The following is a 13842-nucleotide window of genomic DNA, read 5'->3' as shown; positions in this document are numbered from 1 at the left end:
GAAATATTTTCGCAATTTTGTAATTAACCATTTTTAATCAAAAACAAATGCCAACAGTATCAAAAAAAGGAAGAAATATGCCGGATTCACCAATTAGAAAATTGGTGCCTTTTGCAGAAGCTGCAGTAAAAAAAGGAATAGAAGTCTTCCATTTAAACATTGGACAACCAGACATAAAAACTCCAAATTTGGCCTTAGAAGCGGTTAAAAATAACGACATTTCAGTATTAGAATATGGTCGTTCTGAAGGCTCTGAGTCTTACAGAAATAAAATTGCAGCCTATTACCATAGAAATAACATTTTTGTAGATGCAAAAGACATTATAGTTACCATTGGAGGTTCGGAAGCATTGCTTTTTGCTTTGGGAAGTATAACCGATCCCGGTGATGAAATTATTATATCTGAACCTTTTTATGCTAATTATATTGCTTTTTCAACATCCGCTGATATAAAAATTGTTCCTATAATTTCTGATATTGAAGACAATTTTGCGTTACCTTCAATTTCAGATTTTGAAAAACTAATTACTCCAAAAACAAGAGCTATTTTAATTTGCAATCCGGGGAATCCAACAGGGTATTCATATTCGAAAGAAGAAATGCAAAAATTAGCAGAAATTGTAATTAAACATGATATATTTTTAATTGCAGATGAAGTATATCGCGAATTTATTTATGATAGCGATGAACCTCATCAATCTGTACTTCATGATTTTGGACTAGAAAACAATGCAATTATAATTGACTCTGTATCTAAACGATATAGTATGTGCGGAGCGCGAATTGGTTGCTTGGTTTCAAAAAACAAAGAAGTTATTTCAACTGCATTAAAATTTGCGCAAGCACGTTTAAGTCCGCCTACCTTTGCACATATTGCTAGTGAGGCTGCAATGGAAACACCACAATCTTACTTTGATGAAGTAATTGTTGAATATAAAGAAAGAAGAGATACTTTAATTAGCGAGTTAAATAAAATTGATGGTATTAAAGTTGCTTCTCCAAAAGGCGCATTTTATAGCGTGGTAGAATTACCGGTTGATGATACAGATAAGTTTGCGCAGTGGTTATTGGAGCATTTTAGCTTAAACAACCAAACAATAATGGTTGCTCCCGGTGCTGGATTTTATTCCACTAAAGGTTATGGAACCAAGCAAGTTAGAATTGCTTATGTTTTAAATAAAGAAAGTATAATTACCTCTGTAAAAATATTAAAAGCAGGTTTAGAAAAATATAATTCCTTATAATTGAATACTTTAGAAAACATATCTTTAAAAAACTATAATACGTTTGGAATTGATGTAATTGCTAAACGTTTTATAACTGTAAATTCTTTTGAAGAATTAAAAACCATTACTTCTAAGGAAAAAGATATTTTTCTTATTGGAGGTGGAAGTAATATGCTGCTTACTTCAGCAATTGATAAATTGGTGGTACACATTAATACAAAAGGAATTATTGTGAACGATCAAAATACAAATAATGTTTTTGTAACAGCTGAAGCAGGTGAAAATTGGCACGATTTTGTAACTTGGTGTGTAAATCAAAATTATGGAGGACTAGAAAATTTATCTTTAATTCCTGGTAATGTTGGAACTTCTCCTATTCAAAATATTGGAGCATATGGAGTTGAATTAAAAGATACATTTTATCAATTAGAAGCTCTTGAAATTGAAACAGGAAAGATTAAAACTTTTACCAATACAGATTGTAAATTTGGATATAGAAATTCGGTTTTTAAAAACGAATTGAAAGGAAAATACATAATATTAAATGTAACTTTTAAACTAACTAAAATAGCTCATAAGCTTAATATTTCATACGGAGCAATAAAAGATGTTCTAAAAAATATTGAAAATCCTAGTTTAAAAGACATTTCCGAAGCCGTAATTTCTATTAGAGAAAGTAAACTTCCAGATCCTAAGAAAATTGGAAATAGTGGTAGTTTTTTTAAAAATCCCATTATTTCGAAAGCTAATTTCGAGCAATTAATTGCAAAATTTCCAAAAGTACCGCATTATGTTGTTTCTGAAAAAGAAATTAAAATACCTGCTGGTTGGCTAATTGAACAAAGCGGTTTTAAAGGAAAACGTTATGGAAATTATGGTGTTCACGAAAATCAAGCACTGGTTTTGGTAAACTATGGAAATGCTACTGGTAATGAAATTTTTGAATTGGCATCACTTATTCAAAAAACCATAAAAGAAAACTTTCATATTTCGTTAGAAATTGAAGTGAATGTGATTTAGGTACTCTTTATATTGAAGTGTTAAATTGTAATTCTATGCTACACTTAATTAAGTACACTTCTAATTATACAACCAAACCTTTTAACACTGTAACAACCTCATCAATTTCTTCTGTTGTATTATACTTATTAAAAGAAAAACGTACCGATGTATGTTTGGCTAATTCTTCGTTTAAAATAGTATTTAAAACATGCGAACCTTTATTACTTCCACTTTGACAAGCACTTCCTCCAGAAACCGAAATTCCTTTTAAGTCTAAATTAAAAAGTAACATTGAATATTCTTTAGGGAAACGAACATTTAAAATAATATAGCTACTCTTATTTTCATCTTCTGAAAAACCATTAAATACAATATTGTTAAAATTTGCTTTTAAAATATCAATAAAATAACGCTTCAATTCTTTAATGTATCTTGCTTCTTCTTCTAAGTTAGCATAGGCAATTTCTAATGCTTTTTCCATTCCTAAAATACTATGTACATTTTCAGTACCGGCTCTTGCTCCTTTTTCTTGTTCACCTCCGTGTAAAATTGGTGCTATTCCAAATCCTTTTTTAATATAGGCAAAACCAACACCTTTTGGTCCGTGAAATTTATGTGCACTTGCCACAAAAAAATCTATTGGAGTTTCTGTTATATCAAATTTAAAATGACCTATTGTCTGCACTGAATCTGAATGAAATAAAGCATTGTTTGCTTCGCACATTTCTGAAACTTTTTTTACATTTAATATATTCCCAATTTCATTATTAATATACATTAAACTTACCAATACTTTTTCATTTTCATTTTGTAACAACTGTTCTAAATGAGCATAATTAATTCCTCCTTTTTCATTTAAATCAACCCATAAAACTTTAATACTGAATTCTTTTTCTAAACTTTCAATAGTATGAAGCACCGCATGATGCTCAATTTTTGAAGAAATAATTACTTTAACACCTAAATTAACTACCGCATTTCTAAGTATTAAATTATCGGCTTCACTTCCACCAGCAGTGAAAAATATTTCGTTAGATGCAGCATTAAAATGTTTTGCAATGTTTTTTCGTGCAGTTTCTACCAATGATTTTGCCTTTCTACCTATTTGATGTGTTGAAGAAGGATTTCCGTAAACTGTCTCCATTGAGCTGGTAATTAAACTTATTACCTCAGGTAAAATGGGAGTGGTTGCTGCGTTGTCTAAATAAATATTTTTCATTAAAAGCAAAATTAACTAAAATAGTTGGTATCATTTAGCGTTAGATTATCTAAAACAATTATTTTTGCTTTCATAAAATTATAAAATGAAAAAATTATTTTACCTTTTTGTTGCGTTTACAGTGTTTTCTTGTAATGATGGTGATTTTGATGTTCCGGCGTTTGAGTTTACCGATACTATAAAAAGTTGTGGCGATTTAGTATTGTATAAATTAAACACCGAAAGTACAGAGGTTATTATACTTTCATTATCCGATACTCAATTTGGTGAAACTGCAGGAGAAAAAACCTATTCTATTTCAACTGGAAGTGTTACTTACAGAATTTTTGACGAAGGAATTGGAGATTCGTATTTCTGCCAAGAAATACCACCCTCTACTCCATTGGTTTTAAAAGAATTAGATGCTGAATCTGGCACAATTATTATAAACACTATTGAAGTTTTAGAAGATGATGAAGTAACAGTAGCTGGATATACTTATGATATTTCTATATCGGATTTGTTATTTTTAGATAATAATGAACGTATATTTTTCGAATCGTTTGATTTTGGAACTTATCCTAATTAAGTTATTTTTTAGGGTTTTGGTAAACGTAAACTTCTGTTGCACCTAATCCGTACTTTTTATAATTAGCGGCGTAAAAATCGACATGGTAATTTTTAAATAAAAACTCTAATTCCGATTTTAACACTCCTTCTCCAACACCGTGAATAAACACTATTTTAGGAATTCTGTTTCTAATTGCGTATTCAATTTTATGTTTTGCGGTTTCAATTTGCAAATTTAACATATCGTAATTATCCATTCCTCTTGACGATTTAGTGAGCTGCCCAATATGCAAATCAACTTCCATTGGTGGTTGTTTATCTACTTTTAAATCCGACTTAAACTTTGGTGCTTTTTTCTTCTTAAAATCACTTTCTTTAACCAATAAATCTTCATTTGATATATCGCTATATTTAGAAAGTTCAAACTGGCTTTCTTTAATTACAACCAATTCGTTTGGAGCAAATCCAAAAGAAAAACCATCGCTTGTTTCTATAATAATGCTTGTTGGTTTCACCTCAATTACCTTCCCTTTAATAACATCATCTAAAACTGCAACCTCATCTCCTATTTTAAAACTCATCATTTAACTTTTAAATAATTTTTTAGAAATATTAAAAATACGTATAAAATCTATTTTAGTACAAAAATAGGGTATGATTAAAACTGTTGCTACAAATACTAAAGATTTTTTTATAAAATCGTATAATGAAATCTTAATTTCTGAAGAAAGAATTGATTTATTAATGGAAATTGCTTTAACTATTTGTAACGAATTACAATTACATAAAACCGTTAATTTAAATTTTATTTGTATTCATAATAGCAGAAGAAGTCAATTAGCACAAATATGGGCAAATTACGCAACCACATTTTTTAATCTTAACAATATACATTGTTTTTCCGGAGGGACTATAGTTACATCCTTTTACAGAAACACAGTAAAAACGTTACAAGAAGTAGGATTTAATTTTAAAATTTTAAAATTCTCTCATAACAACCCTTATTACTCAATTAGTTATAAAGAGTGTCCTCAACCAATTATTGCATTTTCAAAATTATATAACAGCGATTGTATTAATACTCCATTTATAGCATTAACAACCTGCTCTAGTTCAAATACAAAATGTCCGCATATTTCAGATGCAATAGAGCAATTCTATTTGCCTTTTACCGATCCGAAAAACTCGGATAATTCTAAACTTCAAGCAGAAAAATACTTAGAAGTTAACAAACAAATAGCAGGAGAAATGCATTATATTTTTAGATTGGTTAAAGGAAATCTATAATTTTTTATACTTTTATAAAAAAAAGTTTTTTTGAATAAAATAATTGATTTTTTAGAAAGCAACTTACTATCTTGTTCTTGGAAACAATATTTAAATCAAGAATGTATGGGTTGTGGAATGCAACGAGCAATTATTCTTTTGCTGAAAGGAGAGTTTATACAATCATTTAAAATGTATCCTGCTCTTTTCACTTTAATAATAATGTTTGTTTACTTAATTTTACACTTAAAATTTGACTTTAAAATAGGTCATTTAATCCTGAAATACTTATTTTTTATAAATGTTATAATTATATTAGCTAATTATATTTTAAAACTAACATAAACTTAAATCACTATGGAAAAACAAAAACTTCCTCACGCACAAAATTCATTAATATTTGGAATTATTTCTATTGTTACCGCTTGTTGCTGTATGGGATTACCTGGACTAATATTTGGTTTTATTGGACTAAGCAATTCTAAAAAAGCAATGGCTATATATAATGAAGATCCATCACTTTATACTGGGGAAGGAAATGCCAATACAGGTAAAATTACTTCAATAATTGGAATTGTAATTGGAGCAATTGCAGTGTTACAATTATTATATGCTATTTTTAGTGGAAGCTGGCAAGAACAAATGGATATGTATAAAGAATTAATTGAACAAGCAAGTTAATTGTTACAATCAATTAAATTAAAACATATAGCAATGCTACTACTTTTTGGAGTAGTAGCATTTTTGTATTTTATGGTTAATCCAACCAAAGTAACATTTTTTCCAAAATGCCCGTTATTTGTTACAACAGGAGTTTATTGCCCTGGTTGTGGTAGCCAAAGAGCAGCTCATAGTTTATTAAATTTTAATATTTTTGAAGCTTTACAACAAAACGTTTTGTTTGTAATAGGCTTATTATTTTTAGCTTATCAAATTGTAATTAAAGGTTTAAATATACTTTTTAACACTCATTTTAAAAGTGTTTTAAACCATCCCAAACTACCAATTATTTTTATTATTATAGCTGTTGTTTTTTGGATATTAAGAAACTTACCCTTATATCCATTTAATCTATTAGCGCCACATTAACATAAACTTAATTTATGACTATTTTAATTGCTTCACTCGCACCCGTAATAATTGTAATCGTTTATATTTATATAAAAGATAAATTTGAAAAAGAGTCTAAAATGGCCTTGTTAAAAAACTTTCTATTGGGTGCAATAGTAAGTATACTTATTAGTTTTGCACTATATACATTGTATGATAATTATTTACCACAATCTGATGAATATAGTGTGCTTGATCAATTTATAAAAGCATTTTTTGTTGTTGCACTTATAGAAGAGTTTAGTAAGTATATAATTGTAAGATATTATTCACAGCCAAAAAAATCGTTTAACGAACCTTTTGATGGAATTATTTATGCAGTTATGGTTTCTATGGGTTTTGCCGCCGTTGAAAACATCTTTTATGTAATGGAAAGTGGTTTAACAACTGCTTTTTTAAGAGCTTTTACCGCTATTCCTGCTCATGCAACATTTGCCGTTATAATGGGTTATTTTATGGGAAAAGCAAAATTTTCGAACAAAAAAGCATATTGGAATTTAATTGGTTTAGGTGGTGCAATACTTTTCCATGGTGCTTATGATTTTTTTATTTTTATAAACTTTATTCCTGGAATTGCTATTGGAGCTTTTGTATCACTATTTATTGGGTTAGTACTTGCAAAAAAGGCAATAAAAATTCATCAACAAAATTCATTTTTTATAAATTCAAGCAATTAAAATACTCCAACAACACCAATTTTACCAACACCAGCATTTACTTTCCATGAAAATTTTTTGTCTTTAATTTCGTTCTTCTTTTTAGATAAAAATTTATCTACACCATCAACAATAACAACACTTAGTACCATACCTAAAGTAACGTCGGTTAACCAATGTGCACCCGCCCATAATCTTGAAACAGGAGCAATTAAACCAACGGCATAGATTCCACTTTTAATCCAAATGTTTTTAAATTGCTTTGCTATTGCGTGCGAAGCGGTAAATGATAGTATGGAATGGCCTGAAGGAAAAGAATGATAACCTGGTTCTTTACTCATAAATTTAAACTCCTTGCTCCCAACATTTTGTGATGGTCTAGCTCGTCCAAAGGCATTTTTACTAATAGTTTGTATTAACCCCGTTGCCACGGCAGATGAAATTATAAGGACTCCTGTATGTCTAAATTTATCATTTTTAGCAAACAATCCATAACTGTAAATACCTGCGCTTATCATAAAGAAATTTTGAGGGCTTCCATAATACCATCCTATTTCTTTCAACATATTTGGAGCACTTTCTTCCTGATTTACAAAATACTCACTTGTTTGTTCATCATAAATATAAAGTAAGGCTGTTCCTGCAGCTATTCCTCCAAAAGTTAACCAATCTTTTTTTTGCCAATGAAGCGGTCTCGTATAAGCATTTTTTACTCCACCTAAAATTAAGTTTGCATCTGTTTTTAGCATACTCCATGTGTTATCTGTAGTAGCAGTTTTTACTTTTTCTTGCGAATTTGCATTAATTAAAAATAACAATGCAAATAAAAAGCAACATACCTTATTCTGAATCATTTTCATAGAAAAACAAATTTTTTAACATTTAAATATTCATTAAATTTTATAAGAAATAGAATAACTATTTTCATAAAAAAAGACTGACTTAAAAGTGAAATTTTCGTCAACCTGAACTGTTCTCAGGTTCTCATATTTAAATTAAATAGTATGATGAGATTCTGAAATAAATTCAGAATGACGGCTTTCAATATTTTTAAGTCAGCCTTTTTTTATATCTTAAATTTGAATATAAATTAATCAAAATCCGTATCCATTTTAATATAATCTAAAAACTCTCTTCGAACGTCTTTGTCTTTAAATTTACCACCAAATTCTGAAGTTACAGTACTACTGTCAATATCTTTAACACCTCTTGAATTTACACATAAGTGTTTTGCGTCAATAACACAAGCAACATCTTCAGTTCCCATAGCTTGTTGTAGCGCCTGAACTACTTGCATAGTTAAACGTTCTTGAACTTGTGGTCTTTTTGCAAAATAGTCTACTATTCTGTTCATTTTAGACAAACCAATAACGTTTCCGTTAGAAATATAAGCAACATGAGCACGTCCAATTATAGGTAATAAATGATGCTCGCAGGTAGAATAAACCACAATGTTTTTTTCTACTAACATTTCACCATACTTATAATTATTATCAAATGTGGATAATTTTGGTCGATTTGCAGGATTTAATCCTCCAAATATTTCATCTACATAAGCTTTTGCCACTCTTCTCGGAGTGCCTTTTATACTGTCATCATTTAAATCCATTCCTAATGTATCCAAAATATCACGCACACTACTTTCTATACGTTTTCTTTTTTCTTCATCAGATAATTTAAATGCATCATCTCTTAAAGGAGTTTTAGCAGAAGAACCAATATGATCTTCTCCTAATTCATCTATTTTATTTGTCATTATGTCTTTACCTTCAAACATTATCTTTCAATTAGCTCGCAAATTTACAACTTACTTTTTAAAATTAGGCAGTGATTTTGAGTAATTCTTCTAAACTACATACTTGCTGATCACCAGTTTGCATATTTTTTAACGTAAAATTATGATTTTCAATTTCTGTTGAACCTACAATTACAACAAATGGAATTTCTCTTCTATTTGCATAATTCATTTGTTTTTTCATTTTAGCACTATCTGGATACAATTCTGATTTAATGCCTTTTTTTCTGAATTCAACTAAGGCTTTCATACAATAGCTCGCTTCATTTTCTCCAAAATTTATGAATAAAACTCTTGGTTTTGGAAGCTCCACTTCATCAAATAAATTTAATTCATCTAATACCAAATAAATTCTATCCAATCCAAATGAAATTCCTACTCCACTCACATCTTTCAATCCAAATATTCCAGTTAAATCATCATATCTTCCGCCACCACCAATGGATCCCATACTTACACCTTTAGGTGCAGAAACCTCATAAATTGCTCCAGTATAATAGTTTAACCCTCTTGCAAGTGTTACATCTAAATCTAAATTTGCCGATTGTAAACCTAATGCTTCCACATTATCAACAATAAATCTTAAATCCTCAACACCTTTTATTCCTTCTTCAGATTCAGCCAACATTTCTTGTAGCTGATTTAATTTCTCCTGGTTACTGCCATTAAAATTAAACAATGGTTGTACTTTTTCAATAGCGTCTTCAGAAATTCCCTTACTTAACATTTCGTTAGTTACTCCTTCTGCCCCAATTTTATCTAACTTATCAAGTGCAACTGTAAAATCTATTAATTTATCTTTTGCGCCAATAATTTCAGCAATTCCTGCAAGTATTTTTCTGTTGTTAAGCTTTATAGTTGTACCAACTAACTTTAACTTGCTAAAAACAGCATCGTATAATTGAACAAACTCAACTTCCTGCCACAATCCTTTACTACCAACAACATCTGCATCGCATTGGTAAAATTCTCTAAACCGACCTTTTTGTGGTCTGTCTGCACGCCAAACTGGTTGCATTTGATATCTTTTAAAAGGAAATTCAATTTCGTTTTGATGTTGTACCACGTAGCGTGCAAAAGGCACTGTTAAATCGTAACGTAAAGCTTTTTCCGAAATTTTTGAGGTTACCTTTAAACTATCTTTTTCAGAAAGTAAGCCTTCATCAACTTTTTTTAAATAATCTCCCGAATTTAGAATTTTAAAAATTAATCGATCACCTTCATCGCCATACTTCCCCATTAAGGTTGAAGAATTTTCAAAAGATGGAGTTTCAATAGGCTGAAATCCATATACTTCAAAAATTTCTTTAATAGTAGAAAAAATGTAGTTTCTTTTAGCTACTTCGGTTGGTGTAAAATCTCTTGTTCCTTTTGGTATACCAGGTTTTTGTGCCATTTGTTAAAATTAGGATGCAAATATCTAAAATTTATAAAACTAATTAAAGCTTTTCTAATATTGATTTTTCGTTACTTGTAAGAGGTATATCATTTTCAAACTTACTTTTAGTTGGAAAAATGGCAAACATCATTAAAACCAAAATCGCTACCAACACAAAATAAAAACTATTATTGGTTTGCATTGCAAAGAAAATACACATAAAAGCAGGGAACTCTAACATTGCCATTCTAAAAATATGTGCCGTACTATATTTAATAGCTTTCTCATTTAAATCGGCTTTATCTGGAACTTGCTTCAATAATTTTGAATACAAATACTTACTAGCTAAGTTACCTGAGAAGGCAATTATTATTGCTAAAAACAAAAAAGGTTTATCTTCTTCATAAGAAAAAAACAAAGTGTTTTTTGCATTAAAAGCTACATAGGCTCCAAATATTAAAACACCAGCTAGCAAAGCTATATGAATTATTTGCAAGGATTTTATAAAGTCTTTTGGTTGTTGATTGGTATAACTCATTCTTTCGATTTTTTAAATAATTTAAAAACTTTAATAAGTATCCAAAAAATGAATACTACTAAAATAATTGCTAAAACAGGAATAAAAATAGCAAGTACAGACATAATAATTGAACTTCCCGTTTCAACAGTAGAAATTATGGGATTTGCAATTCCGGCCGTAGAAGCTGTTGATGCTAAACGAGTTGTACTTGTTGAGCCTTTAATTGCCGTTGCAGTTCCACCACCAGCAATAATTGCTAATGCCCAGGTTATTGTTGGATCTAAATCGCTTACCGTTGCTACCATAACGGCAGTACCTGCAACTGCAGCAAGTGGTACAGCAATGGTATCCAATAAATTATCGAACCAAGGAATAAAATAAGCCAGAATCTCCACTAAAGTTGCCATTCCTAAAATAATGATAGCTGTAGAGCTTCCAACCCATTCCCAACTTTCATTTAAGGGAATTATTCCATAGAATGAAGCTAAACTAAGTGCAAATAAGGGGACAAATATTCTAAATCCGACTGATGCTGCCAGTCCAATACCTATTATAATACTAAAAATTGTTTCGGGTGAAATATTCATTTTTATTTGGCTTTAAAAATTGCATTGGCCTTAATTAAATCCTCTGGAGTATCTATACCAATTGCAATTTGATTTGTTTCTACCATTTTAACTTTCAAACCATGTGCCAAAAAACGAAGGTTCTCTAATTTCTCTGCTGCTTCTAATTTATTTACGGGTAGTTGTGTAAATTTTAAAAGCGCCTCTTTTCTAAAAGCATAAATTCCAATATGTTTAAAATATTCAGCAAAGTTTATATCTCTTGGATAAGGAATTGGTGAACGCGAAAAATACATTGCAAAATTTTGCTCATCGGAAACCACTTTTACATTATTTGGATTGTTAATTTCATCCAAATCTTCCATTTTTATTTTTAATGACGCAATATCAACTTCTTTCTGAGTGTCGTTTTTAAAAACTTCCAATAGTTTTTGTAATGGTTCTTTTTGCGTAAAAGGTTCATCTCCTTGAACGTTAACCACAATATCAATAGCTAAATTCTCTACTGCTTCAGCAATTCTATCGCTACCCGACTGGTGTTCTTTAATACTTTTTATTGCTTTTCCTCCATTTGAAACAATTTCATCAAAAATAATAGTACTATCGGTTACTACATAAACTTCATCAAATAAATTAGACTCTTTTGTTGCTTCATAGGTTCTTAAAATAACAGATTTTCCGGCCAAGTCTTTCATTAGTTTACCTGGAAATCGGCTTGCTTCAAATCGAGCAGGAATCATAGCTATTACTTTCATAGTTCTCTTTCTTTAGGATGCATTCTTTTTAAGCGATTTATACTGGCATTTAACTCAAAACCTAACAATAATATTATTGAATTTAACCAAACAAAAAGCATTAAAACCAATAAAGTTCCAATAGATCCATATAATTGATTATAGGTTGCAAATTTCAATACATAAATTGAAAATAATTTAAACATAAGTATGGTCAATAGTGTTGTTAATATTGAACCTGGAGTGAAAAACGAATAATGCTTTACCTCTTTTGTACCATATTTATATAAAAATGAAACAGTGACAAATATTAACATTACAAAAAACAAAAACTGACCTTTTTCAACCCAAAAAAGTTCATCTTTTACCCAGCCTTTATTTTTTAAATTTTCAATACCAATTTCAAAATAAATTATTATTGCTACTGTTGCAATTAATGTAATTGATAATAAAATTGACATTCCCATTGAGATAAAATACTGACGTAAAATGCTTCGCATTTCGGTTACGTGATATGAATATTCAAAACCACCCAAAATGGCATTTACCCCGTTGGTCATTAGAAAAATAGAAGCTAAAAAACCGAATGATAACAAACCTCCATACCTATTATTTGCAATGTCTTCAATAACTACATGAACTGTTTCTGCTGTATTTGGAGGTAATAATTGTTCTATCATTACCAAAAAATCTTCTTGAAAACCTTCAATTGGAACGTAAGGAATTAATGTAAGAATGAATAAAATAAAAGGAAACAACGCCATAAAAAAACTAAAGGCAATTCCTCCAGCTCTCGAAGTTAAGGCTCCTTTTACAATTCCTATTACATACATTTCAATAATATCGTAGAGTGACATGCCTTGTAAACCAGGAATTCTTATCTTTTTTCCAAGAGTTACCAACCAATTTAAAATTGGTATTTTTTTAAGGCTATCTTCTACGGTTTTAATCATTATACAGCTTTCAAACTCAAGTCCATATTATGAACAGAATGTGTTAAAGCTCCAGATGAAATACAATCTACACCACATTCGGCATATTTACGAGCTGTTTCTAAATTAATTCCTCCTGAAGATTCCGTTTGACATTGATCTCCAATTAAATTAACCGCAGTAATTGTATCTTCATAATTAAAGTTATCAATTAAAATTCTGTAAACACCACCTTCAGCTAAAATTTCTTTAATTTCCTCCAAACTTCTGGCTTCTACTATTATTTTTAGATCTAGACTGTTTTCTTTTAAGTATTTTTTTGTTTGAGAAATTGCTTTTGCAACACCACCACAAAAATCGATATGATTGTCTTTTAACATAATCATGTCATACAAAGCAAATCTATGGTTTTCTCCACCTCCAATAACTACGGCCCATTTTTCAATAGCTCTAATTCCTGGAGTAGTTTTGCGTGTATCTAATACTTTTGTTTTTGTACCTTCTAACAATTTTACAAATTCGTTTGTTTTTGTTGCAATTGCACTCATTCTTTGTAAAACATTTAACACTAAACGCTCCGCTTTTAAAATAGATTGAGACCTACCGGTAACATAAAAAACGATATCGCCATATTTAACAGGCGTACCATCATTAATAAGTGTTTCAACTTCCATATCTGCATCTACATACTTAAAAATTCTTTTAGCCATTTCAACTCCGGCAATTATTCCATCTTCTTTTACCAAAAGTTTCGCTTTTCCCATTGCATTTTCCGGAATACAAGCTAGCGAGCTATGATCGCCTTCTCCTACATCTTCTCTTATTGCATTTGCAATTATTAAATCTAGTTCTTTTTCAAATTGTTCTTTACTTATCATTTTTGTTCGTA

18 protein-coding genes are annotated in these 13842 nt (G+C 29.9%); 8 read left to right on the top strand and 10 right to left on the bottom strand.

Features of this window, described 5'->3' with window-relative positions; translation table 11 throughout:
* Positions 1 to 47: 47 nt before the first annotated feature.
* Complete coding sequence (locus Q0776_RS12710) at positions 48 to 1244, top strand: pyridoxal phosphate-dependent aminotransferase (RefSeq protein ID WP_298368846.1); 1197 nt, start codon at positions 48 to 50, stop codon at positions 1242 to 1244.
* A complete protein-coding gene (gene murB, locus Q0776_RS12705) occupies positions 1245 to 2246 on the top strand; it encodes a UDP-N-acetylmuramate dehydrogenase (protein ID WP_298368843.1) in 1002 nt (333 codons plus the stop codon).
* 64 nt (positions 2247 to 2310) lie between these two features.
* Here the strand turns inward: murB and Q0776_RS12700 are convergent, their stop codons facing one another.
* Positions 2311 to 3447 (bottom strand): cysteine desulfurase family protein, encoded by a 1137-nt coding sequence (locus Q0776_RS12700; RefSeq protein WP_298368840.1) that lies wholly within the window; start codon positions 3445 to 3447, stop codon positions 2311 to 2313.
* Positions 3448 to 3532: 85 nt separating this feature from the next.
* On the opposite strand from Q0776_RS12700, the gene Q0776_RS12695 reads away from it, so the two are divergent.
* Positions 3533 to 4015, top strand: a complete 483-nt coding sequence (locus Q0776_RS12695; protein WP_298368839.1) for a hypothetical protein — start codon at positions 3533 to 3535, stop codon at positions 4013 to 4015.
* 1 nt (position 4016) lies between these two features.
* On the opposite strand, the gene Q0776_RS12690 is transcribed toward Q0776_RS12695, so the two are convergent.
* The gene (locus tag Q0776_RS12690; protein WP_298368836.1) at positions 4017 to 4577 is read right to left on the bottom strand and encodes a DNA mismatch repair protein MutS; all 561 of its coding nucleotides are present in this window, start codon (positions 4575 to 4577) and stop codon (positions 4017 to 4019) included.
* A gap of 73 nt (positions 4578 to 4650) precedes the next feature.
* Between Q0776_RS12690 and Q0776_RS12685 the strand changes: the two genes are divergently transcribed.
* Genes Q0776_RS12685 through Q0776_RS12665 form a run of 5 tightly spaced genes read left to right on the top strand, consistent with a single transcriptional unit; the run spans position 4651 to position 7049 of the window.
* Complete coding sequence (locus tag Q0776_RS12685; protein WP_298368835.1) at positions 4651 to 5283, top strand: hypothetical protein; 633 nt, start codon at positions 4651 to 4653, stop codon at positions 5281 to 5283.
* 30 nt (positions 5284 to 5313) lie between these two features.
* Complete coding sequence (locus tag Q0776_RS12680; RefSeq protein ID WP_298368833.1) at positions 5314 to 5607, top strand: DUF2752 domain-containing protein; 294 nt, start codon at positions 5314 to 5316, stop codon at positions 5605 to 5607.
* A 12-nt stretch (positions 5608 to 5619) separates the two neighbouring features.
* Positions 5620 to 5943, top strand: a complete 324-nt coding sequence (locus Q0776_RS12675) for a CCC motif membrane protein (protein WP_298368832.1) — start codon at positions 5620 to 5622, stop codon at positions 5941 to 5943.
* A gap of 33 nt (positions 5944 to 5976) precedes the next feature.
* On the top strand, positions 5977 to 6351 hold the full coding sequence (locus Q0776_RS12670) for a DUF2752 domain-containing protein (protein ID WP_298368831.1): 375 nt from the start codon (positions 5977 to 5979) through the stop codon (positions 6349 to 6351).
* A 14-nt stretch (positions 6352 to 6365) separates the two neighbouring features.
* A complete protein-coding gene (locus tag Q0776_RS12665; protein WP_298368830.1) occupies positions 6366 to 7049 on the top strand; it encodes a PrsW family glutamic-type intramembrane protease in 684 nt (227 codons plus the stop codon).
* On the opposite strand, the gene Q0776_RS12660 is transcribed toward Q0776_RS12665, so the two are convergent.
* From Q0776_RS12660 to nadC, 8 genes are all read right to left on the bottom strand, one after another.
* A complete protein-coding gene (locus tag Q0776_RS12660) occupies positions 7046 to 7882 on the bottom strand; it encodes a phosphatase PAP2 family protein (protein WP_298368828.1) in 837 nt (278 codons plus the stop codon). The genes Q0776_RS12665 and Q0776_RS12660 overlap by 4 nt on opposite strands.
* 236 nt (positions 7883 to 8118) lie before the next feature.
* Positions 8119 to 8805, bottom strand: a complete 687-nt coding sequence (gene folE / locus Q0776_RS12655) for a GTP cyclohydrolase I FolE (protein WP_298368826.1) — start codon at positions 8803 to 8805, stop codon at positions 8119 to 8121.
* Between the two features lie 43 nt (positions 8806 to 8848).
* On the bottom strand, positions 8849 to 10219 hold the full coding sequence (gene hisS / locus Q0776_RS12650; RefSeq protein WP_298368823.1) for a histidine--tRNA ligase: 1371 nt from the start codon (positions 10217 to 10219) through the stop codon (positions 8849 to 8851).
* Between the two features lie 43 nt (positions 10220 to 10262).
* The gene (locus Q0776_RS12645; RefSeq protein WP_298368821.1) at positions 10263 to 10739 is read right to left on the bottom strand and encodes a hypothetical protein; all 477 of its coding nucleotides are present in this window, start codon (positions 10737 to 10739) and stop codon (positions 10263 to 10265) included.
* Entirely contained in the window at positions 10736 to 11302 is a 567-nt protein-coding gene (locus Q0776_RS12640; protein WP_298369457.1) for a DUF4126 domain-containing protein, read from the bottom strand. The genes Q0776_RS12645 and Q0776_RS12640 overlap by 4 nt, the downstream gene beginning before the upstream one ends.
* Positions 11303 to 11310: 8 nt before the next feature.
* Complete coding sequence (gene kdsB, locus Q0776_RS12635) at positions 11311 to 12042, bottom strand: 3-deoxy-manno-octulosonate cytidylyltransferase (RefSeq protein WP_298368818.1); 732 nt, start codon at positions 12040 to 12042, stop codon at positions 11311 to 11313.
* The gene (locus Q0776_RS12630) at positions 12039 to 12974 is read right to left on the bottom strand and encodes a YihY/virulence factor BrkB family protein (RefSeq protein ID WP_298368816.1); all 936 of its coding nucleotides are present in this window, start codon (positions 12972 to 12974) and stop codon (positions 12039 to 12041) included. Before Q0776_RS12630 ends, kdsB begins: the two co-directional genes overlap by 4 nt.
* The gene (gene nadC, locus Q0776_RS12625; protein WP_298368814.1) at positions 12974 to 13831 is read right to left on the bottom strand and encodes a carboxylating nicotinate-nucleotide diphosphorylase; all 858 of its coding nucleotides are present in this window, start codon (positions 13829 to 13831) and stop codon (positions 12974 to 12976) included. Before nadC ends, Q0776_RS12630 begins: the two co-directional genes overlap by 1 nt.
* Positions 13832 to 13842: the final 11 nt, after the last annotated feature.

Origin of the sequence: uncultured Lutibacter sp. (assembly GCF_947495725.1) — a bacterium.
Taxonomy (GTDB): domain Bacteria; phylum Bacteroidota; class Bacteroidia; order Flavobacteriales; family Flavobacteriaceae; genus Lutibacter.
This window is presented reverse-complemented; position numbering and strand designations above follow the sequence as displayed.